At 59.1% G+C, this 26,016-nt stretch carries 25 protein-coding genes and 1 riboswitch; of the genes, 15 read left to right on the forward strand and 10 right to left on the reverse strand.

What is annotated here, in order from left to right; translation table 11 throughout:
- Positions 1-110: 110 nt before the first annotated feature.
- The 4 genes from AC2FLU_RS19715 to AC2FLU_RS19730 all read left to right on the forward strand — a co-directional run bounded on the left by AC2FLU_RS19715 (position 111) and on the right by AC2FLU_RS19730 (position 5,982).
- Positions 111-740, forward strand: a complete 630-nt coding sequence (locus tag AC2FLU_RS19715) for a response regulator transcription factor (RefSeq protein ID WP_480496195.1) — start codon at positions 111-113, stop codon at positions 738-740.
- Positions 741-985: 245 nt separating this feature from the next.
- The gene (locus tag AC2FLU_RS19720; RefSeq protein WP_496809451.1) at positions 986-4,699 is read left to right on the forward strand and encodes a hypothetical protein; all 3,714 of its coding nucleotides are present in this window, start codon (positions 986-988) and stop codon (positions 4,697-4,699) included.
- Positions 4,692-5,690 carry a hypothetical protein gene (locus tag AC2FLU_RS19725; protein WP_480607512.1) on the forward strand — a complete coding sequence of 333 codons (999 nt, stop codon included), beginning with the start codon at positions 4,692-4,694 and terminating at the stop codon, positions 5,688-5,690. The genes AC2FLU_RS19720 and AC2FLU_RS19725 overlap by 8 nt, the downstream gene beginning before the upstream one ends.
- Positions 5,691-5,766: 76 nt before the next feature.
- The gene (locus tag AC2FLU_RS19730) at positions 5,767-5,982 is read left to right on the forward strand and encodes a hypothetical protein (RefSeq protein WP_496809452.1); all 216 of its coding nucleotides are present in this window, start codon (positions 5,767-5,769) and stop codon (positions 5,980-5,982) included.
- A 16-nt stretch (positions 5,983-5,998) separates the two neighbouring features.
- On the opposite strand, the gene AC2FLU_RS19735 is transcribed toward AC2FLU_RS19730, so the two are convergent.
- The 6 genes from AC2FLU_RS19735 to AC2FLU_RS19760 form a co-directional block, all read right to left on the reverse strand.
- Positions 5,999-6,649, reverse strand: coding sequence for an energy-coupling factor ABC transporter ATP-binding protein (locus tag AC2FLU_RS19735; RefSeq protein ID WP_480623837.1), 651 nt, complete (start codon positions 6,647-6,649; stop codon positions 5,999-6,001).
- Positions 6,646-7,425: a cobalt ECF transporter T component CbiQ gene (gene cbiQ, locus AC2FLU_RS19740; protein WP_496809453.1), complete on the reverse strand. Its 780-nt coding sequence runs from the start codon at positions 7,423-7,425 to the stop codon at positions 6,646-6,648. Before cbiQ ends, AC2FLU_RS19735 begins: the two co-directional genes overlap by 4 nt.
- The gene (locus AC2FLU_RS19745) at positions 7,425-7,988 is read right to left on the reverse strand and encodes a NikL family nickel/cobalt ECF transporter subunit (protein WP_496809454.1); all 564 of its coding nucleotides are present in this window, start codon (positions 7,986-7,988) and stop codon (positions 7,425-7,427) included. The genes cbiQ and AC2FLU_RS19745 overlap by 1 nt, the downstream gene beginning before the upstream one ends.
- Positions 7,985-8,596 (reverse strand): cobalt transporter CbiM, encoded by a 612-nt coding sequence (gene cbiM, locus AC2FLU_RS19750; protein ID WP_480484878.1) that lies wholly within the window; start codon positions 8,594-8,596, stop codon positions 7,985-7,987. The genes AC2FLU_RS19745 and cbiM overlap by 4 nt, the downstream gene beginning before the upstream one ends.
- Before the next feature lie 6 nt (positions 8,597-8,602).
- Entirely contained in the window at positions 8,603-9,388 is a 786-nt protein-coding gene (locus AC2FLU_RS19755; protein WP_496809455.1) for a DUF4198 domain-containing protein, read from the reverse strand.
- 132 nt (positions 9,389-9,520) lie between these two features.
- Positions 9,521-9,719: riboswitch (cobalamin riboswitch) on the reverse strand.
- Positions 9,720-9,840: 121 nt separating this feature from the next.
- Positions 9,841-11,031, reverse strand: a complete 1,191-nt coding sequence (locus AC2FLU_RS19760) for an ROK family transcriptional regulator (protein WP_496812092.1) — start codon at positions 11,029-11,031, stop codon at positions 9,841-9,843.
- Positions 11,032-11,220: 189 nt separating this feature from the next.
- Between AC2FLU_RS19760 and AC2FLU_RS19765 the strand changes: the two genes are divergently transcribed.
- The 4 genes from AC2FLU_RS19765 (at position 11,221) to AC2FLU_RS19780 (ending at position 14,829) form a co-directional block, all read left to right on the forward strand.
- Positions 11,221-12,240, forward strand: a complete 1,020-nt coding sequence (locus tag AC2FLU_RS19765; protein WP_480555957.1) for a sugar ABC transporter substrate-binding protein — start codon at positions 11,221-11,223, stop codon at positions 12,238-12,240.
- Positions 12,241-12,347: 107 nt separating this feature from the next.
- Entirely contained in the window at positions 12,348-13,421 is a 1,074-nt protein-coding gene (locus AC2FLU_RS19770; protein ID WP_480521278.1) for an ABC transporter permease, read from the forward strand.
- Positions 13,421-14,197: an ATP-binding cassette domain-containing protein gene (locus AC2FLU_RS19775; RefSeq protein ID WP_480477471.1), complete on the forward strand. Its 777-nt coding sequence runs from the start codon at positions 13,421-13,423 to the stop codon at positions 14,195-14,197. The genes AC2FLU_RS19770 and AC2FLU_RS19775 overlap by 1 nt, the downstream gene beginning before the upstream one ends.
- Entirely contained in the window at positions 14,194-14,829 is a 636-nt protein-coding gene (locus tag AC2FLU_RS19780; RefSeq protein ID WP_496812089.1) for a nucleoside/nucleotide kinase family protein, read from the forward strand. The genes AC2FLU_RS19775 and AC2FLU_RS19780 overlap by 4 nt, the downstream gene beginning before the upstream one ends.
- Before the next feature lie 40 nt (positions 14,830-14,869).
- Here the strand turns inward: AC2FLU_RS19780 and AC2FLU_RS19785 are convergent, their stop codons facing one another.
- Both AC2FLU_RS19785 and AC2FLU_RS19790 read right to left on the reverse strand, forming a co-directional pair.
- Positions 14,870-15,580: an aspartate/glutamate racemase family protein gene (locus AC2FLU_RS19785; RefSeq protein ID WP_496716045.1), complete on the reverse strand. Its 711-nt coding sequence runs from the start codon at positions 15,578-15,580 to the stop codon at positions 14,870-14,872.
- Complete coding sequence (locus AC2FLU_RS19790) at positions 15,577-16,281, reverse strand: GntR family transcriptional regulator (protein WP_480521270.1); 705 nt, start codon at positions 16,279-16,281, stop codon at positions 15,577-15,579. The genes AC2FLU_RS19785 and AC2FLU_RS19790 overlap by 4 nt, the downstream gene beginning before the upstream one ends.
- 111 nt (positions 16,282-16,392) lie before the next feature.
- On the opposite strand from AC2FLU_RS19790, the gene AC2FLU_RS19795 reads away from it, so the two are divergent.
- A complete protein-coding gene (locus AC2FLU_RS19795) occupies positions 16,393-18,087 on the forward strand; it encodes a thiamine pyrophosphate-binding protein (RefSeq protein ID WP_496809457.1) in 1,695 nt (564 codons plus the stop codon).
- On the opposite strand, the gene AC2FLU_RS19800 is transcribed toward AC2FLU_RS19795, so the two are convergent.
- Complete coding sequence (locus AC2FLU_RS19800; RefSeq protein WP_496812090.1) at positions 18,048-18,968, reverse strand: LysR family transcriptional regulator; 921 nt, start codon at positions 18,966-18,968, stop codon at positions 18,048-18,050. The two genes, AC2FLU_RS19795 and AC2FLU_RS19800, sit on opposite strands and share 40 nt — an antisense overlap.
- A 97-nt stretch (positions 18,969-19,065) precedes the next feature.
- Between AC2FLU_RS19800 and AC2FLU_RS19805 the strand changes: the two genes are divergently transcribed.
- From AC2FLU_RS19805 to AC2FLU_RS19830, 6 genes are all read left to right on the forward strand, one after another.
- The gene (locus AC2FLU_RS19805) at positions 19,066-20,199 is read left to right on the forward strand and encodes an enolase C-terminal domain-like protein (protein ID WP_496812091.1); all 1,134 of its coding nucleotides are present in this window, start codon (positions 19,066-19,068) and stop codon (positions 20,197-20,199) included.
- Positions 20,196-21,446 (forward strand): NAD(P)/FAD-dependent oxidoreductase, encoded by a 1,251-nt coding sequence (locus tag AC2FLU_RS19810; RefSeq protein ID WP_496809460.1) that lies wholly within the window; start codon positions 20,196-20,198, stop codon positions 21,444-21,446. The genes AC2FLU_RS19805 and AC2FLU_RS19810 overlap by 4 nt, the downstream gene beginning before the upstream one ends.
- Before the next feature lie 54 nt (positions 21,447-21,500).
- Complete coding sequence (locus tag AC2FLU_RS19815) at positions 21,501-22,478, forward strand: TRAP transporter substrate-binding protein (protein WP_480496171.1); 978 nt, start codon at positions 21,501-21,503, stop codon at positions 22,476-22,478.
- 70 nt (positions 22,479-22,548) lie between these two features.
- The gene (locus AC2FLU_RS19820; RefSeq protein ID WP_480625592.1) at positions 22,549-23,082 is read left to right on the forward strand and encodes a TRAP transporter small permease; all 534 of its coding nucleotides are present in this window, start codon (positions 22,549-22,551) and stop codon (positions 23,080-23,082) included.
- Between the two features lie 4 nt (positions 23,083-23,086).
- The gene (locus AC2FLU_RS19825; RefSeq protein WP_480477491.1) at positions 23,087-24,400 is read left to right on the forward strand and encodes a TRAP transporter large permease; all 1,314 of its coding nucleotides are present in this window, start codon (positions 23,087-23,089) and stop codon (positions 24,398-24,400) included.
- 7 nt (positions 24,401-24,407) lie between these two features.
- The gene (locus AC2FLU_RS19830; protein ID WP_496809461.1) at positions 24,408-25,340 is read left to right on the forward strand and encodes a hypothetical protein; all 933 of its coding nucleotides are present in this window, start codon (positions 24,408-24,410) and stop codon (positions 25,338-25,340) included.
- Between the two features lie 32 nt (positions 25,341-25,372).
- Here AC2FLU_RS19830 and AC2FLU_RS19835 read toward each other — a convergent pair whose 3' ends face one another.
- On the reverse strand, positions 25,373-25,735 hold the full coding sequence (locus AC2FLU_RS19835) for a cupin domain-containing protein (protein ID WP_480968046.1): 363 nt from the start codon (positions 25,733-25,735) through the stop codon (positions 25,373-25,375).
- Between the last annotated feature and the right edge of the window lie 281 nt (positions 25,736-26,016).

A 26,016-nucleotide genomic window follows, 5' to 3' on the forward strand; every position in this document is an offset into this window, starting at 1 on the left:
ATGGCCAATAGGATGGGGCAATACCTACCCGTTTTGGTAAAAATACGAAGGTATACAAAGAAACACCCTATCCTTATGGGTAGTTTTTTCCGAATTCGGGGCAAAATCATATGGTTGAGACACCGAGCAAACCCATCGACATCATGCTGGCGGACGGCAACCCGCTGGTTCTGTCGGCCATGTCCGAGATATTCGAGCGGGACCCCCGATTCTCGCTGATGGCCACGTCAGCAACGGCCGAAGGGTTTCTGGGAACGGTGATGCGGGTTCCCGTTCAGGTCGGTGTCGTCGACTGGACGCTTCCGGTTTTAGGCGCTGCCAAACTGATCGAAGTTCTGCGCGATCAGCCCAACGCCCCGCGCTTTGTCGTTTATGGCGACACTGGCGGCGATGTCCCGCGATTGGCGATGCAGGCGGGTGCGGCTGGATTTGCCGCTCGCACGGGCGAGGTTGAGGGCCTGCTGGAAACCTGCGCCAAAGTCGCGGCGGGTAAGATGGTGTTCCCGTTCGTAGATATCCGGAAAATGCAACAGGACCCGATCCAGAGCCTATCGCGTAAAGAACGCGCAATTCTGGAGGCGCTGGCGCAGGGAATGTCGAACCGGGATTTGTCAAAGGAACTTCAGATTTCGACCAACACGGTCAAGTTCCACCTGTCCAACATCTACGAAAAGCTGAGTGTCAAAAACCGCACGCAGGCCATTGCGTATTTCTATTCCTCTCAGCAGTCGCGAAACTAGACCAAAGGCGATCTGGGTGCCGGTGTTTCCCGACAGGTTTTTCCTCTGGCCCTGACCAATACTGGATACCGTCAGCGGCAAGAGACACTACGCTTGTCCTGAGCGCTTTGCCGCGCGTTGCAGCGGGTACAACCCTGCGTTGCTTCCGCGAATCCCCCAGACATGTTACCTTGGGTCACCTTTAATGATTTGACTTATTTTTCTGACATCTCGTTTTTTCAGCTCTTTCTCGAGAGGTGACGTTCATGTCCGACTCCAGCAGTGAGCCCCCGCGCATAACACTGTCCTTACCTAATCTTCGGCCAAGCCCATCGATATCAGCGGAAATTTCCGGCACTGTCGCGGCTGGTGCGCACAGCGTTGAGGATCAGAAGCGGGTTGAGGCGGAAAAGCTCAAGGCATTGCGCCGTGGCGTCGGAATTGAGCTGTCCTCAGAAGTGATCAACGATCTGGTCGACCGGCGCGTCCAGTCGACTGGTGCGGTTTTTCGTCAGCTTGCAACCATTCGCGAAGATCTGGCCGGAGGCTTTCTGGGGGCGGTCGTTCCCACCCTCGCCCCGAAATTGCGGGGGGAACTGATCAACCCTGACGGGACCCCTGCCGAACGCGTGATCGTCGAGGTCCTGCGCCCCACCTTTACCGCCAATGAAGGGATCGACAACGCAGATTTTTCGTGGGCTGTCAAAGCCGCCGTCACGGACGCGCGTGGTCTTTTTTCGGTTGATCTGCCTAATCTCCGCCTGCCGCAGAACGGCCTGCGGTTACGGATCAGGGGCCAGAACACCACCCTGACAGAAGCCGTGCCACGCGTTGACGCGCTGGACGGCGAAATGGGTCTTGTGGTGCTGGATCGCACTGTCCTGCCTTTGCAGCGTTCGATCGTCGGTGAGCTGGCCGATATCTTGCCGGTGGATCCCGAGGATGCTGAAGAAAACATATCCGATTTCACCGGTACGCAGGCCCCTATCGTGCTGGGCGAGGGCGATTGCGCGTCGGAGTACCGAACCGAAGGTGGCACGGTTTCGCGGCGGCGCTATTCGGTTCTGTACCGGCTGATTGATCCGCTCGTCGGGCCCAAGAATATCGTTCGAACGCGCCCCATAGGTGGGGGCCGCTTTGTGACGACTATCCCGGGCACAGCCTTTGCTCAGGCCAATCTGTCAGCCGAAACGCTTCTGGCCGCGTTCAACAATGACGGGGGTGATTGGGATTTTCGGGACCGGATTCCGATTGACGAACCCATTGATATCGAAGACTTCTTTGAAGACCTTGAGGAACGGCCGCAGGATGTGCCCAAAGCGTCGAGCCTTGCGCTTGGCTATATTGCCAAGATGCGGTCGACTGCTGTTCACGCTGGCATGTCTTTGGGTCGGTTGGTCTATTCCCTGCCGCTTGCCCCCGGAGAAGAGCAGCGGATTGTCGTGTCGGAACAGCGCGAAACATTGAGCGTACGTGAACGAGAGAGCCTGACCTTTGAAGAGCAACAGGAATTCGAAGAAGCCCGCGACACGTCCTTTGACAGTGCGTTTGAAACTGCGCTGGATGAGGTGATTCAGGGTACATCCTCGTTTTCGACGCGCGCTTTTTCAAAGAGCTTCGGGGGCGCAGGTGGCGTTGGTGGCGGCCTGTTCGGAGGCATCGGGGCCATAGTCGGCGGCGTGGGCTTCAGCGGCGCACGGTCCAGTTCGAATTCTTCCGGCAATTCGTCCAACACGCAGAACACATCGCGCGATTTTCTGTCCGACACGCATGAGACATTCTCTGCCGCGCTTGAACGGGCGGCTTCGGTCAAGCGCAACTCGGCACGGACCAGTGTGCGCACTGCAACTGCGACGGATCGGCGAACGGCCACAACGAAATTCGTGGCCAACCGCAATCATTGCCACGCAATGACCATGCAATGGTTCGAAGTCCTGCGCGACTTTTCCTTGGAAACGCGTATCGAGGGCGTGCAGTTGGTGGTCTTTGTGCCGATGCAACTCATCCGCTTCCGCCGTCTGGGGCAAGGTGACCAGTTGCCGGGCAATGTCACCCGGTCCGGATTGCTGAGCCGGTACAAGGTCATCCTGCGCCATGCAGAAGTGTTCCGGCGCGTGTTCCGAAACCGCCGCAGATTCCGCAGCGCCCTGAAGCTTCTGGAAGAGTTTTATGCGGACAAGGACGCAACACCGCAGAACGCGCCCGGTGTCGCACAGGACATCGTCAGTTTCGAGGCGCAGGGCACGTTCATGCCCAATGATGACATTTCAGCCGTAATCTTCACGCAGGATGGCGACCGGGTCGGACCTGTGCCGCTGACCGGATCGCCGATAGACATCGACAACCTGCATGACCTGCCAGCGGAAACCCGCGAGAACCTGCTTGTCCGGCTGGCTGATGCGCGGCGTGACCCGACCAAGCGCCGGACCTATACCGGGTCTGTGGCTTTGCCCCGTTCGGTCGAGCGGTCGGATATCGCCCGTGTCGAGCTGCGCAGGCGGACGGGCTCGTTTGCCTATTCGTTCTACACTGGTCCGGATCCCATCAACATTTTCAACATCTGGGAACATCTGGCCAATCTGGAAGATGCCGACGATCTGGACCGGGCCACCCGCAATATCAACCGCAGCCTTCGCACCACGATCTCGGGCTCGGACTTTGACGATCTGGTGGGTCCGCCCATGGTCAGCGAGTTCGAGGCGCGTATGAATGAAAACGCCCAGACAGTTGTTGATGACAACACGTTCCAGGCGTTGCCTGCCACCCTGCCCTATTCCGTGCAGGAGGTGCCGGACGTTCTGTCACGCCGGGATCTGCGCCGCATCGAAGAGATGTACCAGCATGTTGTGGCCAACACCGTTCGCTATTCCCGCGTGATCTGGGCCAGCATGACGGACGAAGAACGTGCGATCCTGCTGGAACGCTTCACCATCGGGGTACCGGAAGGCGGGCTGGACGATGCCTCAAGCGAGATATCGCTGCTCAGCACCGTCCAGAACAAGGTGTTGGGGTTCTATGGCAATGCCATGATCATGCCCTTCTCGATCCCGCCCGATCTGGCCGACCGGATGGAGATGCGGACCGGTGATATTCAGGACAGTCTGCTGGCCTTCCACCGCGAGGATTTCCGGCCACCGCGCCGCACGATTTCACTGCCGACCAGAGGATTGCTGGGCGAGGCCGTTCTGGGCCGCTGCAATTCCTGCGAGATGATCGACCACCGCCGCTTCTGGAACTGGCAGGACAGCCCGACACCGCCGCCGGTTGGCGACGCGCCGGTCCTGCCTGCTGACAGTGACGCCATCTTTGGCACCCGCGCGCCGTCAGACCTGCCGAACAACCAGCCTTCGAACACGCTTACTATTGCAGGGGGCGACATTGGCACCGGCCAGGCTGTGCCCACGTCGCAACTGGCCGAAATCCTCAAGGCCGCGCCTGATCTTGCGCGGGCGGGAACCGATCTTACGGGCCTGAAGGAACTGCAAGCCCAGCTGGCGCTTGAAACGCAATCGGTCGCTGCGGGGCGAGACAAGGCCATCGACACGGCAACGGATCTGACGAAAGAACTGGTTGGAAAGGCCACGGAACTTGCGGGTAAAGGTCAGGAAATCGCTGCCGCCCGCAAAGAGGAAGAGGCCAAGAAAGCCGCCGCTGACAAAAAGGCGTTCGATGCCAGCAACGCCGCCAAGATCAAGGGGTTTGAGGATATCGCCAAGAACGCCTCGGGTGTCGCCGCATTGATTGGCGGACAGGCAGACGGCAACCGGGCAGCCTTTACGCAAAACCTGTTCAAGGATTTCCCCGGCGGGGCTGCGGCTTTGGCCAACCCGTCCAACACACTGCTTCTGGCCAAGCTTTTCGGGGCCTTCACCAAGGCGAACGCGGATGCCGATGACGGCAGCGCGACCAAGGCTGGCAGCCAGTCGGTGCTGGATTTCCTCAATGGCCTGAACGCCCCTGCGGAGGACGACAATGAGTGACACGAGCACAAATGTGACGGACAAACCGGGAATTGATGAAAGCCTTGCCGAGGCGATCATCAACATTCTTGAAACGACCAACTCTCCGGCGATCCAGCGCGCCCGTGAGGTGATTGCCCATAGGCTGGCCATTGCGGGCGATATTGCCCCTTCGCGCATCCCTGCGCCGCGCAACATCACCGAGATCGGCGGCTATATCAATCTGCTGAGCGAGTATGGTGAGGCCGAACAGCGCGCTCGCATGATCGCGGCCGCTTTGGGTATCGCGGGACCGCAGATTTCGCTGCCGCAACCGGGTGCCGTTCCGCCGATGTCTTTCATCACCCGCGACGGTGCAAGGCCCGTTGGTCCGCAGCAGGCCAGTTTCCCGCTGAGCTATACGATCCGCAGTGATTTCGTTCCGGCCTTCGACAATGCGTTGCAGGAGATCGCGATACGTGGCGGTGCGGTACCGATCCTGACACCTGTCAGGGTCCTTCCGGCCGCCGGATCAGGCCCGGTGACCGACGGCATCGCACAGCTGGCTTTGATCGGCCGGACCCTCAGCCTGGCACCGACCGCGGCGCTGCATGCCGTGGCCACCGACCCCCTGTCGCTCAGCCGTCCGACTGCGGGTGGCGGGTTCGAGGTTCTGGCACGGGTCATCGACGCCGCCGCCCCGATTGCCGGGACCATCGCGGCGGCAGACTGGACAAGCTGGGAATGCGATGCTGCTGCCTGTTCCGAGGTTGACAGCAACGATGCGCGCTTTGCCCTTTCACCGATCCTGAATGCGGCCGGTTGGCACCAGGCGGCTGATCCCGGCAATCCCACCAGCCTGTCCGATCCCGGCAGCTGGGCCGCGTGGCAAAACATCACCGGGCTTGTACCCGGCGTCACGCGGTTCGCGGATGAGCTGCAATTGCTGTACCCTGCCGAGATGCTCATCACCTCGCCGGTCTTCAATCAATTGGACAATGTCTGGACGGGAAGCGCATTCGCCGCGCCATAGGACCCCCTCTGCATCCGCAACAAAGTGATTTGGCGGCACTTGGCTTTTGGAGTTACGCTTGAACAGGAGGGGTGCCATGCGAAACCCGGAACGTTTCGAAAAATTCTACTTTGCCAAAGTTGGCATAGGCGAAGCCTGCGGTTGCGCCGAGCGCATCATCGACGTTTTCGAGTTCAACCGAAAAGGTGGCGCGCCGTCGAAACACCCGGTGAAACAGGACCGTCGCAGACGCCTATCGTTTCGCGCATGGGCAGTCAGATATGGGCTTATGAGCCGAAAGCGGAACAGCTGAACACGTATTGGTCCTGTCAGACAGCAACCAGTTTTCCGTCTCGCAAATCCAGCGCATCCGGTGCCAGTTCGGCTCGGAAGGCCGGGGAATGGCTGACAAGAAGGATCGCTTGCGGCAATGCCCGGAGGATTTCCAGCAGCCGGGCCTCGTTCCGTGGGTCCAGCGCGTTGGTGGGTTCATCAAGCAGCAGAACCTCGGGCTCCATCGCCAGAACGGTCGCCAGCGTAACCAGCCGTTTTTCACCCCCTGACAAATTGTGGGTGATGCGGTTCTTCAGATGCATCAGGTCCAGATCACCCAACACGCTTTCAACGATGGCAAGTGCTTCGTCGCGTGTTCTGCCCAGGTTGAGCGGGCCAAAGGCGATATCCTCGGCGACGGTCGGGCAGAACAACTGATCATCCGCATCCTGAAACACAAGGCCCACCCGGCGGCGCACGTCGTGAAAATCAGCCTCATGCACCCTTTGCTGACCAAAGATCCTGACCGTGCCGGACTGTGCGCGCTGCAAGCCAAGCGTAATGCGCAGCAAGGTCGATTTTCCTGCCCCGTTCGGGCCCGTCAGCGACAGGCGTTGACCAGCGGACAGGCTGAGGCTGGCACCGTCAAGAACGGGTGGCAGACCGGCGTAGGCAAAGCAGATTTCTTCAAGCGCAATCAGTGTCATGCCAAATCCAGTATGATCAGACCCGCGCAAAGGGCACCAAGACCTGCGGCAAAAACGATGTCCCTTCGGGTCAGGGCAAAGTCCTGAAGCAGCAGCATACGGCCTGAAAACCCCCGGCATTTCATCGCATCAAGTATGCGTTCGGATCTTTCGATCGCGCGTACCAGCATCATGCCCACGAGATAGCCAAAACTACGATAGGTGTGCCAGTTTGTTGCCGGGCGAAAACCGCGTACCTTCATTGCCGCGCGCAGGCGCAGGTATTCTTCCCGCAGAACCTCGATATAGCGGATGGTGAACATCAGAAGGTGAACCAGCTTTTCGGGGCAGCGCAGGCGGTGCAGGGCGTGGCCAAGCGTGACCGGCTCCATCGTGCCGACCAGCACCATCAGGGACAGGATGACCGCGTTGGCCGTCAAGGCGATCTCGACCGCTTTCCAGAAACCCTGCCAGCTTGCGGGAAACCACCAGAGCGTGAACATCGGGTCGCCGGGCATGGAGAATGGCAACAGCACCAGCATGAAAAGGATGAACCCATCCATCATGGCCATGCGTTTCAACGTTTTCCGCCAGGGCAGACGCGACGCGGCAAGAAGCGAAAGGGACACCGCCAAAGCCGCGCACAGCGCCGTCAGCGAGGACACCGCGACAGTCACCACCGCGAAGACAACCGCCATGACGATCCGCATCCTTGGATCAAGCGGGTTGATCGCGCCGCGCCGCTGCGCGCCCGCTTTGATCAGCGTGCTTTCCTGTTGCCCCAGAACGTGCGCCATCAGGCCGCCAGCTTGCGGCGTGCCGCAAAATAAAAGCCCAGACCAAATAGACCGACGATATATCCGATCCCACCCAGAACAGTTTGCAGGTCATTTTGCTCGCGGTAGGCGGCGATTTCCCGACGCAGCGGGCGCAGCTCATCCCGCACGGCCCTGGCAATGACCTGTTGTTGTTCATCGCTGAGCACCGCCGCTGTCTGGGCAGGTGCGTTTGTCGGCGCGGTGTCGGGTTCCGCTTCAACGCCCATGATCCGGGCGACATCCACAGCGGGCATGGTGACCTCGGCCACATGCCCGGCACCAAGGTTTGCAAAGAAAGTATGGGCCACCGGCGCGTTCGGCGTGTAGATAAAGAACCCGTCTGCATCTGTTACGATGCGGCCCAGCTCGGCTCCGTCCGGGCCGTTGACGATGACCTCGGCCCCGCTTGCCATGTCACCGTTGGAAAAGCCGATTTCGCCTTCGATGGCGTCACCGGATTCAAACACTCCGGCTATGACCTTATGCGCCAAGGCAGGTACGGGTGCGCAGCACAGCGCCAGAATGATCGCCAGGTACCTCAAGCGGCCGCTCCTTTGACAAACAGCTCGGGCTTGACCTTGCGCGCCAGCAAAACCGCGAACCCGGTCAGGATCGCCTCGATCGCCATGACAGGAATATGTGCAAAGAAAACAAGCTTGGCCGCTGGCAGGAATGCATCCCCGGACAGGGCCAGTGAAAACGCAACCATGCCGGTTGTGGCGGCGATGGCAAAGGCACCGCCGACCCCGCCCCATATCGCACCTTGCAGAGGTGAGCCATGGGCGATCAGGCGGCCAAAGATCAGCCCGGCCAAAACCGCGGGCAACGCGATGTTCAGGGTGTTGATCCCCAATACCGTCAACCCGCCAAAGCCAAAGAAGACGGCCTGCAGCAAAAGCCCGACGAACAGGGCCGGGAATGCGGCCCAGCCCAACAAAAGCCCGGCCATACCGTTGAGGATCAGATGCACTGACGAAGGGCCAATCGGCACATGGATCAGCGATGCCACGAAAAAGCTGGCAGACAGCACCCCCGCAGTGGGGATGCGATCAAGATCCAGCGACCTGAGGCCCATGGCAATCCCACCCGCAGCAGCGACGGCTCCGCCGATCACGACAGGGTTGGACAAGGCTCCGTCAACGATGTGCATCTACGGTTACTCCAAATCCCAGGCGCGGATCCAGATGACCGCGTCCTGGCTGAGTTCTTTGCCGTTGTGTTCGGTCACGGGACCGGCGCCGAGCGCTGCAAAACCCCAATATCCGGCTTTCGGAACGCCGAACGTGAAATACCCGTTATCATCCGAAGTTGCGACCAATGCACCACCCGGCAACGGCGAGACGGTCGGGGCCGAAGCAGCCGTGCTTTCCATGTCCGGTTCTGCGGCCATGTACTCGATCTCGATCTCGGCACCCGCAACCGGTTGGCCTTCGGCCATTACCCGACCCGTAAAGGTCGACCCCGCGATGATGTTGGTCGGTTTGTTGAGCGGGATGATCTCAACCGGCAAGCCCACCGGGTTCATCCAGTCGGTCGGCAGTTCGTTGCGGTTCAGGAATGCCTTGGCGATCTGCTGGATATAGACATCCTCAGATCCCTCATAATAGGGCTGGGGAACTGTCACCAGCACATAGTCGCCCGACCGTTTGACGGGTACATAACCCTTGAATGCCGCGCCTTCGTTTTCGCCGCCGGTGAAACGTACGGGTTCCAGGGTATCCAGCAGGTCGGTTTTCTGACCGTTGTGGATCACGTAGAATTCCTGCGGCTTGTCCAGATCCATGACATGCCCGTTCGAGAACGGATGCCAGAAGATCAGCTTGACCGGAACATTCCCCGGTGCGTCGATCATGGTGTCAGAGGTGTATTCCAGCAGGAAATGCGCATTTGCCATCGCTGGAAGCGCCATCGCCACAGCGGCTGCAGAAAGCAGCTTGGTCATCAATAGTCGTCCTTGTCCCTTCGTACCAACCCCGGTACGAGATGCGTTTTGACTGCGGGGACGTCCAAGCCGAGCTGCTTTTTCAAGCATCCTGCTCCGACGCACATCCCGTCGCCGATTAGGAGTGCCCTTGTCAAAGGCACATGTCCGGCAGGTATCCTGACTTGCGGGTCAAAGCGTTGGGCTGGCCTTCCCGGATTAACTCCAGTGGCACTTCAGCCCTGCTCGCCGCTTACAGTTGCGGGTGCAGTTGCGGAATTGGGCCAAAGCCCGCACCGCATTCCCTATTGATTCCAGAGCACGCCCCGGAACCGGACATGCCGAGCGGCTTGCCAGACTTCTTCAGCATCCGTCAACGATCAATTGCGCTGGCTGTCAAAAAGTTCAGCGGGCAATGCCCTTTTTCCGGTTGATCCGCTTTGGATACAGGTCGGGGTTTTTCGGGGATGAACCTACCCTTCGAGCAGGTATCTTTCCGACAATGGCAAACTGGCCGCCCCCAATGACCGGGCATCCGGGCCCGCCGCCCCTGCCAGCACCAAGGGCCGTTCAAGCCCGGTCAGGTTCATATGGGATAGTTTGAGCTCAACCCTTTCCACCAGCCGCGCCTTGATATCAGCAGGCATCCAGCCATCAATCTTGACACATTCGAAATCGATCAGGCTGCAAGAAGAGACGATGGCATGGGCGATTCCGTGCGCCGCCTGGTTCAGCCAATTCTCAAGGAGGGTTTCCGGTACGTCCCAATGCCGTGTCGTTTCCCAGATTGAGCCGGCTGTTTCGGCATTCCCACCAACTGCGCGCTCCAGCACATAAAGACTGGCGACATCTATCAATGGTTTCACTCCGCCTGCGTCGTCCGGCACAGGCAATGGACCAAGCGCACCGGCATTTCCCCGCCCTGAAAAGATGGAGCCGTTCAGAACCACCCCGCCCCCGATGAAGAAGCCGACATAGAAATACAGGAAATCTCGTGGGCCTTCTGCAGGGCCAAACACCAGCTCGGCACCGCAGGCCGCGGTTGCGTCGTTCTGCAAAAATACCGGCACGTCATAGCTTGCGGCTAGCGCGCCTTTCAGGTCCGCGTCACGCCACGGATCCATTTTTTCCTGAGGAACCTGCAATGTTTGTGCCCAGTCCCAAAGGTAGAACGGCATGGCAATCCCAAGGCCCGCGATTCTGCTGCGCGCCTCGGGCGACATTGACGCCATCACTTTGTCGAGGCTTTCTGTGGAAAAGCTCAATGTCGCCTCGGGCGTTGGAAAATCATAGGTCCGCCGTTCGCGGTGCCTGACGTTGCCAAGAAAATCCGTCAGCACCAGTTCGGTACTACGCCGCCCGACTTTGAGCCCAAAGAAATACGCGCCGTCCGGGTTCAGGCGCATGGGAACCGATGGCTGCCCGACTTTTCCCCGGATCGGTTCGCCCCGCAACAGCAACCCATCGTTCTCCAACTGGCGCATGATGACCGAGACCGTCTGCGCCGACAGGCCGGTCATGCGCGCGATTTCAGATTTTGCGAGGGCCTGATGGCGCCGGACCAGTGACAGGACAAGCCGTTCATTTCGGGCCCGCATTCCACTTTGGTTGGTGCCGCGCATGTCTGGCTCGCGTACGCCAGTAGTATTGCCCAGAGAGTTCATTGCAGACACGGCCATCCCCTTCATGACGACAATGTAAAAACCCTTCCTTTCTGTCAATAATAAATAAGAGTGATTTATTTATTGACTCGAAATTCGAATCTTGTGATGGTTTTTATGTGAGATCGGGCCGGTTTTCGCCCGATCAAACGTATGCCCGGAAGGGCATTGGGAAAACTGGGAGGACTACCGATGAAACTTGCGAAACTTGCAGGCGCCACGGCGCTGGCGGTTACGGCCATGGCAAGCAGTGCAATGGCCGAAGGTGAAACCGTTTGCCTGATCACCAAGACGGATACCAACCCTTTCTTTGTTAAAATGAGAGAGGGTGCCACAGCTAAAGCCGAAGAGCTTGGCATGACGCTGAAAGCCTTTGCCGGCAAAGTCGACGGAGACCACGAAACTCAGGTTCAGGCCATTGAAACCTGCATTCTGGATGGCGCAAAGGGTATCCTGCTGACCGCGTCGGATACGTCGTCCATCGTTCCGGCGGTGCAGCAGGCCCGCGATGCCGGGCTGCTGGTGATTGCGCTGGACACCCCACTTGAGCCTATCGACTCGGCCGACGCGACCTTTGCCACGGACAATTTCCTTGCGGGGCTTCTGATCGGACAATGGGCAAAAGCCACGCTGGGAGATGCGGCAAATGACGCCAAAATCGCCACGTTGGACCTTGCGGTCAGCCAGCCCACTGTGGATGTGCTTCGCAATCAAGGGTTCCTGCAGGGGTTCGGTGTTGATCTGGCCGATCCGAACGTGATTGGCGATGAAAACGACCCGCGTCTTGTTGGCAGCGATGTCACCGCTGGCAACGAAGAAGGCGGTCGTCGCGCCATGGAGAACCTGCTGGCCAAAGACCCGACGATCAACGTGGTGCACACCATCAACGAACCGGCGGCAGCGGGCGCTTATGAAGCGCTTAAGGCTATCGGGCGCGAAAATGACGTGTTGATCGTTTCCGTCGATGGCGGCTGCCCTGGCGTGCAGAACGTGGCGGACGGCGTCATCGGTGCAACATCACAGCAATACCCGCTGCTGATGGCATCGCTGGGCGTTGAGGCCGTCAAGAAATGGGCGGACGAAGGCGTGAAGCCCGAGAACACACCCGGTAAGGACTTTTTTGACACCGGTGTGGCGCTTGTGACGGATAAGGCCGCCGACGGCGTCGAGTCCATCTCGGTTCAGGAAGGCATGGACCTCTGCTGGGGTTAAGCTGAATGTTTGGAAGGCCGCTGCGCGGCCTTCCACTTATCAAAACCACCCACACGCCTGAAACCTTGCTAAAGTCGTCATAAACCTGACGCTTTGGGGGAAGTTCCATGTCCGATTCTTCACGACAAGCTGACGATTTCGAAACCGCCGCAAAAGGCAGCCCGGAGCAAGTCGCCGAGTTTGACGATCACCAACGCGGATTTGTCGGGACGGTTCAGCATTTTCTGCATGTGAACCCGTCGCTGGTCCCGCTGATTGTCCTTGTCGCTGCCATCGTCATCTTTGGTGTCTTGCTGGGCCCCAAGTTCTTTTCGCCCTTTGCGCTGACATTGATCCTGCAACAGGTTCAGATCGTCGGGATCGTGGCCGCGGCGCAAAGCCTTGTGATCCTGACCGCAGGCATCGACCTGAGTGTTGGGGCCATCATGGTGATGTCGTCGGTTGTGATGGGGCAGTTTACCTTCCGCTATGGAATGCCGCCTACGATTGCGATTGTGTGCGGCCTTGCTGTTGGCTCGGCAATCGGGGCTTTGAACGGGTTTCTGGTCAGTCGCATCAAGCTGCCGCCTTTCATCGTCACCCTTGGCATGTGGCAGATCGTTCTTGCGGCGAATTTTCTTTATTCACAAAACGAAACGATCCGGTCGCAGGAGATCGAGGAACACGCCGCCATCCTGCAACTGTTTGGTGCCAAGTTTAACGTGGGCGGGGCGGTGTTTACCGTCGGGGTGGTCTTCATGCTGGCGCTGATCCTCGTCCTTGCATACGCGCTGCGGCACACGGCCTGGGGCAGGCATGTCTATGCCGTCGGGGATGACCCCGAAGCGGCAGAGCTGTCCGGTGTCAACGTACACCGCACGCTGATATCCGTGTACATGCTGTCCGGCCTGATCTGCGCCTTTGCGGGCTGGGCCCTGATTGGTCGGATCGGGTCGGTTTCGCCAACCTCGGGGCAGCTGGCCAACATTGAAAGCATCACGGCGGTCGTGATTGGGGGGATATCTCTGTTTGGCGGTCGGGGGTCTATTCTGGGGTCCCTGTTCGGTGCCCTGATCGTGGGCGTCTTTACGCTTGGGCTGCGGTTGTTGGGCGCGGATGCACAATGGACGTTCCTGCTGATCGGCATCCTTATCATCGCAGCGGTCGCGGTCGACCAGTGGATCAGAAAGGTGGCAGCCTGATGGAACCCATTCTCAAAGGACGGAACCTTGTGAAACGCTATGGCAAGGTGACTGCGCTGGATCACTGCGACTTCGATCTGATGCCGGGTGAGATTCTGGCGGTGATCGGCGACAATGGCGCGGGCAAGTCGACGCTGATCAAGGCTGTGTCGGGCGCGGTGGCGCCGGACGAAGGCGAGGTCTGGCTGGAAGGTCAAAAGGTGAATTTCCATTCCCCGATCGACGCGCGTGAAGCCGGTATTGAAACCGTGTACCAGACGCTTGCCATGTCCCCTGCCCTGTCGATTGCGGACAATATGTTCATGGGGCGGGAAATTCGGCGCAAAGGACCGCTCGGGTCGTGGCTTCGCATGCTTGACCGTCCGGCGATGGAAAAATTCGCCCGCGAAAAGCTGAGCGAACTGGGTCTGATGACGATCCAGAATATCAATCAGGCGGTCGAAACCCTGTCGGGTGGACAACGCCAGGGCGTTGCAGTGGCACGTGCGGCGGCGTTCGGGTCCAAGGTCATCATTCTGGACGAACCGACAGCAGCACTGGGCGTCAAAGAAAGCCGCAGGGTCCTTGAACTGATCCAGGATGTGAAATCGCGTGGCATCCCAATCATCCTGATCAGCCACAACATGCCTCATGTTTTTGAAGTCGCAGACCGAATTCACGTGCACCGGCTGGGAAAACGCCTGTGTGTGATTGACCCCAAAGACTATTCGATGTCCGACGCCGTGGCGTTTATGACCGGGGCCAAGGACGCACCGCCCGAGGATCAGGCCGCATGACCGGTGGCGGCACCGCCCCTGACGTTCTGGCCGACCGTATCGTCGACGCCGTTGAGGCGCTGCCGCCGGCCCGACACCGGCAACTTGTTGCGATTGCCGGGCCACCCGGATCCGGGAAAAGCACCGTTGCCAGCCTTGCCACGGCCGAACTGAACCGGCGCGGCGTGTCAGCAGGGCTTGTGCCAATGGACGGTTTTCACTTTGACAACGCGATCCTGAAGGAACGCGGGCTTTTCCCCCGCAAGGGCGCGCCTGAAACCTTCGATCTTGCCGGGTTTCATGCCTTGCTTGTGCGTTTGCGCACCGAAGATGAAGTTGCAATTCCGGGCTTCGACCGAAAGCTTGATCTGGCAATCGCTGCCCGATCAATGATCTCGCCTTACCAGCGGGTCATTCTGGTTGAAGGCAACTATCTTTTGCTGGATGAACCGGGCTGGTCAGGCCTTCATCCCCTATGGGCGCTCAAGGTGTTTCTGGGCGTCGATCTGGCAACACTGGAATCCCGGCTCACCGACCGTTGGGTTGGGTTTGGGCTGGACAAACAGGCCGCAAGAGAGCGGGCGCTTTCAAACGACATTCCGAATGCCGAGCGGGTGATCCGGAACTCGGTACAAGGCGACCTGAACCTGTGACGGATGAGGGCGGGTCAGTCAGAGCGCCTGTGTCACCTGTCTAGTAGGTGGGCGGCACAAGACCGGCCTGAAACCATGTCACGAAAGATACGATAGAAAACACGGGCAGCCCTGTGGCGCGCTGAATATCGGGCGCGTAGGGGCACATATTCGTGCATTCCAGCACGATCGCGCCAAGATCGGGGTGTTCCGATGTCAGGGCCATGGCGGCTTCGACATTGTCCTTGCGGGCCAATTCCACATCAAGACCAAGCTCATTTCCAAGGATTGCGCGGGTGAACTCCGCCCCGCCTTCGGTTGTGCCGATGGGTGTGTCCAATGGAACATTGGCGGCCAGCAAGTGATCTTGGGTCAGAGTAGAGGCTGATATGGTCAGAACCCCGGCGCGTTTTCCCGCTGGCAGGATGCGGTTGACCATTTCAACCTGCATCAGGGACGATGTGGCCACCGGAACAGGCACAGCCTGGGCCAGTTCTTTTTGGAACAGGGACAGAAACCCGCAATTGGTGGTAATCCCGTCGACACCATCTTTGACAAGCTCCTGCGCCGCGTTGATGAACACGTCGAGCATGCCTTCGGCTTTGCGCCGGACCACCCGATCCGGCGAGGCATCGCGAACAATGCGGTAGTGAACCGGAAAGGGCCAGGTCTGCGCGTTGCCCATATCGCCGGGAATGCGGGGAAAGCGGGCATCCAGCATCAGAATGCCGACAGACGCGCCGTAGATGGATTTTCCGCCCTGCGCGATCATCCCTCAACCTCCTCAATAATACGGGCCGAGATATCGTCGGACCCTTCCATGTAGATGTTCGAAATCCCGTGACGCACGGCATCCTGCACCTGATCCATACGCTTGGAGATATGTGCACCCAGAACCCGAGCGGCCTCATCCGCGTTCCGGTCCATCAAAGCCTGCATGACGCGTTTGTGTTCGTCCTTTGAGCGTTGCACCCTGTCGAGGCTCATGGATATCCAGCGGATATAGCGAATACGGTCGTTGATCCGCGTCAGGGTTTGCAACAGTTCCATGTTTCCAGACAGCTTCGCGATACCCAGATGAAACGCCTCATCCCGGTTGACGGCTTCTTCAACAGTCAGACCGGTGATGTCGATGCCCGTTGCGTAAAGCTCATCCCGCAGCAACTGCAGGTCTTCGTCCGATGCCTTGGCACAGGCCGCGCGCGCCGCCGCTGTTTCGATGATCTGGCGCAGTTCGAACAGGTCGAACACGCTTTGCGCATCCAGCGGGCGGCAGAAAAAGCCTTGTCCGGGGCGGAAGTCGAAAAGCCGTTCGGCGACCAGACGGTTCAACGCCTCGCGCAGCGGGGTGCGGCTGACGCCCAGATCCCTGGACAACGCCACTTCGTTCAGGCGGTCGCCGGGGCGCAGGCGAAACGAAACCGCCATCGCCTTGACCTGATCATAGATATCATCGACGCGCGGACCAGCCATTACCCCTGCCCTTCTTCGTTTGAATCACAGGTGCCACACGTTGAGCTTGAAATCAATATACAAAACTGTATACAGTCCTGAGTACAGTTTTGACACAAGGGACTCGCGACCATGACAGGGACAAATTTTCTGACCGGAGCCGAAGCCATGGTGCGTATGCTCGAAGCGCATGGTGTGACGCATATGTTTGGCCTGTGCGGCGATACCACTTTACCCTTTTATGATGCCCTTGCCCGGATGGATCACGGCATTCAGCACATCCTGACACGGGACGAGAGGCACGCGGCCTATATGGCGGATGGCTATGCCCGCGTCACCGGCAAGCCCGGCGTGTGCGAGGGCCCGTCCGGCGGTGGTGCGACCTATATCTTGCCCGGAGTGGTCGAGGCCAACGAAAGCTCGGTTCCGATTCTGGCGATCACGTCGGATGTGGCAACAACCAGCCGCGGCAAATACCCTTTGACCGAACTGGATCAGCCTGCGCTGTTCCGGCCTCTGGCCAAATGGAACACATCCCTCGACGACGCCGCGCGGCTTCCGGCCATGGTTCGGGCCGCCTTCAGGGCGATGACGACCGGCACGCCCGGTGCGACGCATCTGGCGCTGCCGTTTGACACGCAGAAGGCGCAGGTCGATGAGGCTGAAATCTGGGCGGATGGCAGGCACCGCAGCTATCCCGCTGAACGGGCCGCACCTGACCCGGACACCATCGAAGCAGCGGCTGCCATTCTTGCAGGGGCCAAATCCGCGGTTGCGGTCTGTGGTGGCGGGCCGGTCTTGTCCCGGGCGACCGATGCGCTGCGCCGGGTTGCAGGCCTGCTGGACATGCCCGTGGCCACAACCGTGTCGGGTCAGGGGTCCATTGCCGAGACCGACCCGCTGGCCCTGGGCGTTGTCGGGTCGAACGGGGGCATCCCGGCAACCCGCGCCGTCGTGGATCAGGCCGATGTCGTTTTGTTCATTGGCTGCCGCGCCGGTTCGGTCACAACGGAACGGTGGCGAAGCCCCGGGCGCAACACCACGATCATCCATATCGACAGCGATCCGATGGTGATCGGCGCCAATTACCAGACCGAAGTGGCGATCTGCGCCGATGCCCGTCTGGCGCTGGAGGCTTTGGCGCTGGCACTGGAAAACCGGCAGGACCTGACCAGCCAAAGCGGAGCAGCCAAAGCCCGCGCCGCTTGGGAGGCCAAGAGGACCGCGTTCGCCCCGCTGGCCGCAAGTCGCGAGACGCCGATCCGGCCCGAGGCTGTCATGGCGTCCCTGATGGACATTCTGGATGACGACGCGATTGTGGTCGCTGACCCCGGCACCCCCTGCCCCTATTTCAGCGCATATTACCGCTGGCGGAAACCGGGGCGCCATTTCATCACCAACCGGGCACATGGGGCGCTAGGGTATTCGCTGGGCGCGGCCATGGGGGCACATGTCGGGCGGCCATCGGTCAAAACCCTGTCGGTCATGGGCGATGGCTCGTTCGGGTTCACCTGCGGCGAGTTTGAAACGATGGTTCGGCACAATATGCCAATCACTTCAATCGTCTTCTCGAACTCGGTCTTCGGATGGATCAAGGCTGGTCAAAATGCGGGATTTGGTCAGCGGTATTACAATGTTGATTTCAACCGGACGGACCACGCCGCTGTTGCGGCCGCCTTTGGCGTCAAATCCTGGACCGTCAAAGACCCTGAGGATCTGCCGCGCGTGCTGAAACAGGCGATTGAGCATGACGGCCCAACACTTGTCGACATTCACTCTCAGCCGCTTCACGAAGCGGCCGCGCCGGTCTCGGAATGGGTCGCGTAAGAGGCAATTGACGGGGTCAACTGGGCCAGAAATTCCTGGGCAATCGTGGACAAAGGGCGGCCCTTGGCCGTGATGATCGCGAGATCCAGCATGACTGGCGGCGCAAATGGGCGGGTCTGATACCCGCTCTCGTCGTCAAAGGTCACAGTAAAGGGGTCGATCATCGCGACCCCCATACCCTGTTTTACAAAGCTCAGCAGGTTTTCGGACAGATGGGTGTGTATCTGGGTACGCCACGTGTGGCCGGATGCCTGAAAGATGTCGCGAGTCCGGCGATGAGTCTGGTGTTCCGGCCCCATCACGATGAAGGGTTCGTTTTCCAAAATCTCTGGCGTCAGTACGTCGTGCTCGGCCAAGGGACTGCCCTCAGGAAAAGTCGCGAGCGTTTCAAACTGAAACTCCTGATAGTTCAGTGTTTCATGCAGAATGGGCATCTCGACGATACCGATTTCAAACAGGCCCGAGATGACCCATTCCTGAATCTTGGACGAATATTGCGACTGAAAGCTGACAGACAGGTTCGGACGCGTTTTGGCAAAACACGCGATCTCGCGGGGCATGAAGCCAAAGGACAACAGGTGAGGCGCGGCAACCTGCAATTGACCGGGATGTTTGTTCTGCAAATCGGTTACGGCCTGCGCCACGTGGTCCAGCCCGCGCACGACCGTGTCGACCTCGCGAAATAGCATCTCGGCCTCAGGGGTTGGCAGCAATCGGCCTTTGGTCCGTTCGAACAGAGGCAGACGAGCCTCGCGCTCGAGCTGTGCCAGAAGGTTGCTGATGCCGGGTTGCGATATCCCAAGAACCGAGGCCGCGCCGGTCACGGTTCCGGTTTCCATGATGGCATGAAAGGCCTGAAGCTGGCGAAAGCGTAGGGACAACGATTGCTACATCACTTTTTCTGATGAACTTACGAAAATATAGTATTTGAAATGATAGCCCGGTCAAGGCAGGCTTTCCCCATCGACAGGGGGCGAAATGAGCAATCTGGCACAGAAAATCATCGGCTATGACCTGTGGCACCTTGAACTGCCGGTCACATCCCGCCGGGATCACGGCATCGGATCGGTTGAAGGCGTTTGCGAAGTCGTCATCCTGCGTCTGACATCCGAGGATGGCACGCAGGGGTATGGCGAGGCGTCGCCCTGGTCTGTTTTCACCGGAACACCCGAAGCGAGTTTTGCGGCACTGGACCGTTATCTGCGCCCTCACGTTCTTGGGGCATGCGTTGGGGATCGGGCCGCCATCATGGCGCGTGCGGCTTATGCCGTGGCACATTGCACCGAAGCCAAGGCGGCGCTGGAAACCGCACTGCTGGATCTGGCAGGCCGGATCAGCGGTGTTCCAGTCTGGTCTTTGCTGGGTGGTCGCTTCCGCGACAGCATTCCGCTGAGTTGTTCCATCGCAAATCCCGACTTTGCCCAGGACGTCGATCTGTTGGCGCGCCTGCGTGAGGACGGTGTTCGGATTGTCAAACTCAAGACCGGGTTCAAGGATCACGCCTTTGACATCATGCGGCTGGAGTATCTTGCCCAGAACTACCCGGAGTTCTCGGTCCGCGTGGACTATAATCAAGGGCTCAGCATTGATGATGCGCCATCGCAGGTGCGGGACGTCGCTCAGTTCAAACCGGACTTCATTGAACAACCTGTCCGCGCCCATCAGTATGGCATGATGGCAAAGCTGCGGCAGATGACGGATGTTCCACTTCTGGCCGACGAAAGCGTCTTTGGCCCCGAAGATATGGAGCGCGCAGCTCGCGAAGGGATCTGCGACGGAGTTTCAGTGAAGATCATGAAGTCAGGCGGCCTGACACGCGGGCAGACAGTTGCACGCATTGCTGCGGCCCATGGCCTGACGGCCTATGGTGGTGACATGTTCGAGGCTGGACTGGCCCACTTGGCGGGCACGCACATGATTGCCACGACACCGGAAATCTCTCTGGGCTGCGAATTCTATCAGGTGTCCTATTTCCTGAAAGAGGACATTCTGGAGCAGCCATTTCAGGTAAAGGACGGTCAGGTATGCGTGCCTCAGGGCCCCGGACTTGGCGGCAGACCTGACCTGACCAAACTGGATCATTATGCGGTTGCCAAGGCGGTGACAGAATGACGGACAAGAAAACCATAGCCATCATCGGGGCCGGAATTGTCGGCGTGTCGACTGCGGTTTGGTTGCAGCGGGATGGTCACGACGTGATCCTGATCGACAAGGCGGGCCCTGCCGAAGGTACCTCGCACGGCAATGGCGGGGTTTTGGCCTCGTGTTCGATTGTTCCGGTCACCGTTCCCGGATTGCTGGGCAAAGCGCCGAAGATGCTGCTGAGCCCCTCGCAACCCTTGTTCCTGAAATGGGGGTACTTGCCAAAGCTTCTTCCGTGGCTTTGGAAATATCTCCGTCACGCCAACGCCGCCGACGTCGAGAGGATCGCCGCAGCACTGTCGTCCATCGTTGGCGACAGTCTGAATGACCACAAGGCGCTGGCGGCCGGAACCGGGGCGGAAAAGTGGCTGGTTCCGTCAGATTACCTGTTTCTTTACAGGGATCGCGCGCATTTTGAGGAAGATGCATTTGGTTGGGATATCCGGCGCCGGAACGGGTTTCAGTGGGACGAATTGGAAGGTAATGCCTTCCATGAATATGACCCGGTTTACAGTCAGGGCATCGGGTTTGCCGCCCGGCTTTCAGATCATGGCCACATCACCGACCCCGGCCGGTACGTGAAAGACCTTGCCGCGCATGTTGAGGTGAACGGAGGTCGTTTCATACGTGCAAACGTCGAAGACGTGGTTCGGGAAAACGGGCATGTCACAGGGGTTCGGGCCTCTGGCGAGACCATTGCTTGTGACGCGGCCGTTGTCACGGCCGGGATCTGGTCGGGCCCATTGGCAAAGCGCTTGGGAGTTTCTGTTCCTCTTGAAAGCGAACGTGGTTATCATCTTGAATTGGTAAAGCCTTCCGCGATGCCGCGCAGCCCGGTTATGGTTGTCTCGGGCAAGTTCGTTGCGACACCGATGGATGGGCGCATACGCTTGGCGGGCATTGTCGAGTTCGGAGGGCTGGATGCGCCGCCCTCGCGCGCGCCGTTCGAGTTGATGCGCAAAAATGCCCGGGCGGCGTTCCCGGGCGTGACATGGAAGGAGGAAGTGGAATGGATGGGGCACAGGCCCGCTCCGGCTGACTCGATCCCGGTTATTGGCGAAGTGCCCGGTATCAAAGGGGCCTATATGGGCTTCGGGCATCACCATATCGGCCTGACAGGCGGGCCAAAAACCGGGCGCCTTCTGGCGCAGATGATTGCGGGCAGAACGCCAAATGTCGACATGAGCGTCTACGCGCCGTCACGATACGCGAAATAATGAACAAACCGGTGAAGAACGCCGGTGTTTCCAAATTCAACAGGGAGAAGAATGATGAAGAAATTGACGAACCTTCTGGCGGCAACTGCGCTGACCGCCGCCGCCGCGGCACCCGCCATGGCCGAAAAATGGGACATGCCGATGGCCTATGCGGCCTCAAACTTCCACTCGGCCACGGGCGCGGAATTTGCCAAATGCGTCACCACCGGCACCGGCGGCGAGATTGAAATCGTCACGCACCCGTCCGGCTCGCTGTTCAAGGGCGGCGACATCAAACGCGCAATCCAGACAGGGCAGGCCCCGATTGGTGAGCGGTTGTTGTCCGGGCATCAGAACGAAAACGCATTGTTCGGGTTTGATTCCATCCCGTTTCTTGCGACCTCATTCGACGACAGCGCAAAGCTTTGGGAAGCGGCCAAACCTTCGATCGAAAACCTGCTGGCCGAGCAAAACCTGACGCTGCTTTATGCGGTACCGTGGCCTCCGCAAGGTCTGTATTTCAAAAATGAGGTAAACTCGGTCGCCGAGATGAAGGGCATCAAGTTCCGCTCGTACAACAACGCCACTTCACGGCTGGCCGAGTTGACCGGGATGCTGCCGGTTACCATCGAAGCGGCTGAAATCAGTCAGGCTTTTGCAACGGGCGTGGCGGATTCGATGATATCGTCGGGTTCGACCGGGTATGACCGCAAGGTTTGGGAAAGCCTGAACTATTTCTACGAGGTCGACGCCTGGCTGCCGCGCAACTACGTGATGGTCAATTCCGACGTCTGGTCTGGTGTATCCGATGCCAACAAGAACGTAATCAAAGGCTGTGCTGAGCTGGCGGAATATGCCGGGAACTGGCGTGCCAAGGAATACACCGGCTTTACCTTGCAAGGCCTGCGGGATGGCGGCATGACCGTTGGCCCGGCATCGGATCAGATGGTGAAGGAATTGAAAGAAATCGGTGTGACCATGACCAATGAATGGCTAGAGGCCGCCGGGGACCAAGGCAAGGCCATCGTCGACGCGTTCCACGCGTCTCAGTGATCCTTACCGGACGGGCGGCGGCATATCCTGCCGCCCGTTTCAAATCCAATCAGAACACAGCGGGGACGGCATGGCAGTTTTGCGAGGGCTTCGGTCCGTATTGGATTTCATTTATCTGGCAGCAGGGGTTCTGGCGGCGATCAGCCTGATTGCCATATTGCTGCTGATCGTGGTGCAGATGCTGGCCCGCTGGACCGGCGAAGTGTTTCCCGGCGCACCGGACTATGCCGGTTATGCGATGGCTGCCGCCTCTTTTCTGGCGTTTGCCAACGCGTTGAACCGGGGCAGCCACATCCGTGTATCGATCCTGCTGAACGCAGTGCCGGACGGGGTTCGGCGCATTCTTGAAGTCTGGTGCTTTGGAATCGCTACCGCCGTCATGTGGTATTTCTGCTGGTATGCCTATCGCTTTGTCTACTGGAGCTGGAAGTTCAACGACGTCAGTCAGGGACAGGATAGAACCGCCCTTTGGATCCCTCAATCCGCGATGCTGATCGGTGCCGTGATCCTTGCCATCGCCCTGACGGATCACCTGATCCACGTTCTGTTCCGCGGTGAACACCGCATCGCCCGCGATCTGGCCGATCAGAGCCACGGAGAGTAAGCGCATGGAAAACCTGGCTGTTATCATCCTCTTCCTCTTTGTGCTTTTCACCCTGTTGGGCACCGGTGTGTGGGTCGGACTGGCCCTGATGGGTGTCGCCTGGGTCGGGATGGAGCTGTTCACGACACGCCCCGTGGGCGATGTCATGATCACGACCATCTGGTCGGCATCGTCCTCGTGGACCCTGACCGCCCTGCCGATGTTCATCTGGATGGGCGAGATCCTGTACCGAACGCGATTGTCCGAGGACATGTTCAAGGGGTTGTCGCCCTGGATGGCCCCCCTGCCCGGTGGTCTGGTGCATACGAATATCGTTGGGTGTACTGTCTTTGCCGCTGTCTCGGGGTCGTCGGCGGCAACCCTGACGACCGTCGGAAAAATGTCGATCCCCGAGTTGCGCAAGCGCAATTACCCCGAGCGGATGATCATCGGAACATTGACCGGTGCCGCAACATTGGGGCTGATGATCCCACCCTCTCTGACTCTGATCGTATACGGGGTGACGATCAATGAATCGATCACCAAGCTGTTCTTCGCCGGTATCCTCCCCGGCCTTGTTCTTGCGGCGATGTTCATGGGATATGTCGCGCTGTATTCCAAGCTGGGTAAGGACTGGAACCCAAACGACGAAAGCAAGCTGAGCTTTTCTGAGAAAGTCAAAAACTCACGCTTTCTGCTGCCTGTGATCCTGCTGATCACCGTTGTCATCGGATCGATGTATCTGGGCTATGCTACCGCGACCGAAGCCGCCGCTTTCGGCGTGATTGGCGGGCTTTTGCTGGCCGCCGGTCAAGGGTCGCTGACCTGGAAGACCTTTACCGAAAGCCTGATGGGGGCCACGCGCACCAGTGCGATGATCGCCCTGATTCTTGCGGGGGCGGCCTTTTTGTCGCTGTCGATGGGGTTCACCGGCCTGCCGCGCGGACTGGCCGACCTGATCGCCGGATGGGACCTGACACGGTTCGAGCTGTTGATGGTATTGCTGGTATTCTACATCATTCTGGGATGCTTTCTGGACGGGATATCCTCGGTCGTGTTGACGATGGCCGTGGTTGAACCGATGATCCGTGACGCCGGGATCGACCTTATCTGGTTCGGCATCTTCATCGTGGTTGTTGTCGAGATGGCACAGATCACACCACCGATCGGATTCAACCTGTTCGTGATGCAGGGCATGACAAACCACGAGATGAGCTATATCGCGCGTGCAGCGATCCCGATGTTCCTGATCATGGTATTGATGGTTTTCATCCTCATCTGGTTCCCGGATCTGGCGACCTGGCTGCCGGAAAATCTGCGCCAAGGCCCGGGTGGGTAGAACAGCCTTGAACCCGTTACATCTGGCGGCGCGTCATGGCCCTCATGTACTGATCGCCGGGCTGGCGGCTGGCCTTCTGCTGCCGTCCCTGGCCGAGCCGATGCGAAACCTGCTGCCGCCACTGGTCGTGTTGTTGCTGTTCGTCACAGTCCTCAGGATGAACCCTGAAACCATTCTCGGGTCGCTGAGTGATCTGCAGAAGGTTGCATTCACAGTCATCGGGTTTCAATTCGTGATGCCGCTGATCGTGCTGGCCATCGGGTTCGCGGGGGGATGGACTGGAACGCCTGTCCTTTTGTCCCTGCTGATCATGGCGGCGGCCCCGTCCATTTCAGGCAGTCCCAATATGTGCCTGATGATGGGCCATCCGCCTGAACACGCGATGCGGCTGATGGTTGTGGGTACGGCGCTGTTGCCGCTGACCGCATTGCCCGTATTTCTGCTCATGCCCGAACTGGGGGATATTCAATCTGTCTTGCAGGCCGGGTTGCAATTGTTGCTGACCATCGTACTTGCAACCGGGGCTGCCATCGTCACCCGGCGCACAGTTCTGCGCGCACCCTCACCCGCGATGCTGCTGAATTTGGAGGGATTGGCGACACTTACCTTGGCCGTCTTTGTCATCGGGCTGATGCCTTCGGTCAGCGCCACGGCCCTGAACAATCCCGCCATTGCAACCTTCTGGATCGCGCTCGCCTGTCTGGCCAATTTCGGGGCACAAGCCGTTGCATTTCACCTGAGCCGAAACCGGCTGCCCGCAGACAAATCGACCGCGATATCGATCATCGCGGGAAACCGGAACATCGCCATATTCTTTGTCGCCCTGCCAACCGATGTCACCGCCCCGATCATGGCCTTCATCGGCGCGTATCAGATCCCGATGTACCTGACGCCCATGATCATGCGACGCCTTTATGGCAAGAACAACCTTACCGCGTAACGGCATCTGCACTTCGGAGCATCTTGTAGTTCTTACGTGCAATCCCGGATCACAAAGTGCTTCGTCGTTTCCTCAATAACTTCCCAATAGCCGCGAAACCCGTTCGGGATCAGAAAACTTGCCCCGTCGCGAAAATCCTGTCGGGTGCCGTCTTCGTGGATCAAAGCGCAATGGCCTTTGACAATATAGCAATATTCGTCTTTGTCCGTGAACGCATGCCATTTTCCGGGCGTCGAGGTCCATGTGCCCGCCGACAACTTGCCATCCGGACTGGTAAAATGCATCCCGATCTGGTGATGCGGATCGCCGTCGACAACGCGGCCCGGAAGATCGGCCAGGCGCCGTTCGCTGCGTGTTGCGGGCGCACCGAAGAGATTGAGAACCTGAGATGTCATGACATCATACCCTCCTGCTGAGCGTGTGTTTCAAAACAGCATGACCCCCCCTCTGCGTGTTGATGGCCCCTTTTGTGATGCGGGGGTCGTTGCCTTCGCTGAGGGCGATTATGGGACGGGTGGCCGGAGCGTTTTGCCGCAACAGCTCGACGGGTGTCAGGGTCATGTGCTCCGGCCTCGTCCTGGGGTTAAGCGCCCTGCGCCTTCATGTCATCGGCGCTGATGCCGGCGACTGCGACGGGTTTTTTCATCGCGTCGCGGCGGAAAGGCTCGCCAAGCTC

The sequence above is a fragment of the Ruegeria sp. SAZD013 genome (assembly GCF_059612525.1).

Excerpts from the sequence above, each read along its gene's own strand:
- AC2FLU_RS19805 (WP_496812091.1), top strand. The coding sequence starts at position 19,066 with ATGAGCAATCTGGCACAGAAAATCATCGGCTATGACCTGTGGCACCTT.
- AC2FLU_RS19715 (WP_480496195.1), top strand. The coding sequence starts at position 111 with ATGGTTGAGACACCGAGCAAACCCATCGACATCATGCTGGCGGACGGC.
- AC2FLU_RS19725 (WP_480607512.1), top strand. The coding sequence starts at position 4,692 with ATGAGTGACACGAGCACAAATGTGACGGACAAACCGGGAATTGATGAA.
- AC2FLU_RS19780 (WP_496812089.1), top strand. The coding sequence starts at position 14,194 with ATGACCGGTGGCGGCACCGCCCCTGACGTTCTGGCCGACCGTATCGTC.
- AC2FLU_RS19795 (WP_496809457.1), top strand. The coding sequence starts at position 16,393 with ATGACAGGGACAAATTTTCTGACCGGAGCCGAAGCCATGGTGCGTATG.
- AC2FLU_RS19755 (WP_496809455.1), bottom strand. The coding sequence starts at position 9,388 with ATGACCAAGCTGCTTTCTGCAGCCGCTGTGGCGATGGCGCTTCCAGCG.
- cbiQ (WP_496809453.1), bottom strand. The coding sequence starts at position 7,425 with ATGGCGCACGTTCTGGGGCAACAGGAAAGCACGCTGATCAAAGCGGGC.
- AC2FLU_RS19735 (WP_480623837.1), bottom strand. The coding sequence starts at position 6,649 with ATGACACTGATTGCGCTTGAAGAAATCTGCTTTGCCTACGCCGGTCTG.
- AC2FLU_RS19770 (WP_480521278.1), top strand. The coding sequence starts at position 12,348 with ATGTCCGATTCTTCACGACAAGCTGACGATTTCGAAACCGCCGCAAAA.
- AC2FLU_RS19720 (WP_496809451.1), top strand. The coding sequence starts at position 986 with ATGTCCGACTCCAGCAGTGAGCCCCCGCGCATAACACTGTCCTTACCT.
- AC2FLU_RS19825 (WP_480477491.1), top strand. The coding sequence starts at position 23,087 with ATGGAAAACCTGGCTGTTATCATCCTCTTCCTCTTTGTGCTTTTCACC.
- AC2FLU_RS19775 (WP_480477471.1), top strand. The coding sequence starts at position 13,421 with ATGGAACCCATTCTCAAAGGACGGAACCTTGTGAAACGCTATGGCAAG.
- AC2FLU_RS19765 (WP_480555957.1), top strand. The coding sequence starts at position 11,221 with ATGAAACTTGCGAAACTTGCAGGCGCCACGGCGCTGGCGGTTACGGCC.
- cbiM (WP_480484878.1), bottom strand. The coding sequence starts at position 8,596 with ATGCACATCGTTGACGGAGCCTTGTCCAACCCTGTCGTGATCGGCGGA.
- AC2FLU_RS19785 (WP_496716045.1), bottom strand. The coding sequence starts at position 15,580 with ATGATCGCGCAGGGCGGAAAATCCATCTACGGCGCGTCTGTCGGCATT.
- AC2FLU_RS19760 (WP_496812092.1), bottom strand. The coding sequence starts at position 11,031 with ATGAACTCTCTGGGCAATACTACTGGCGTACGCGAGCCAGACATGCGC.
- AC2FLU_RS19820 (WP_480625592.1), top strand. The coding sequence starts at position 22,549 with ATGGCAGTTTTGCGAGGGCTTCGGTCCGTATTGGATTTCATTTATCTG.
- AC2FLU_RS19835 (WP_480968046.1), bottom strand. The coding sequence starts at position 25,735 with ATGACATCTCAGGTTCTCAATCTCTTCGGTGCGCCCGCAACACGCAGC.
- AC2FLU_RS19815 (WP_480496171.1), top strand. The coding sequence starts at position 21,501 with ATGAAGAAATTGACGAACCTTCTGGCGGCAACTGCGCTGACCGCCGCC.
- AC2FLU_RS19790 (WP_480521270.1), bottom strand. The coding sequence starts at position 16,281 with ATGGCTGGTCCGCGCGTCGATGATATCTATGATCAGGTCAAGGCGATG.
- AC2FLU_RS19810 (WP_496809460.1), top strand. The coding sequence starts at position 20,196 with ATGACGGACAAGAAAACCATAGCCATCATCGGGGCCGGAATTGTCGGC.
- AC2FLU_RS19730 (WP_496809452.1), top strand. The coding sequence starts at position 5,767 with ATGCGAAACCCGGAACGTTTCGAAAAATTCTACTTTGCCAAAGTTGGC.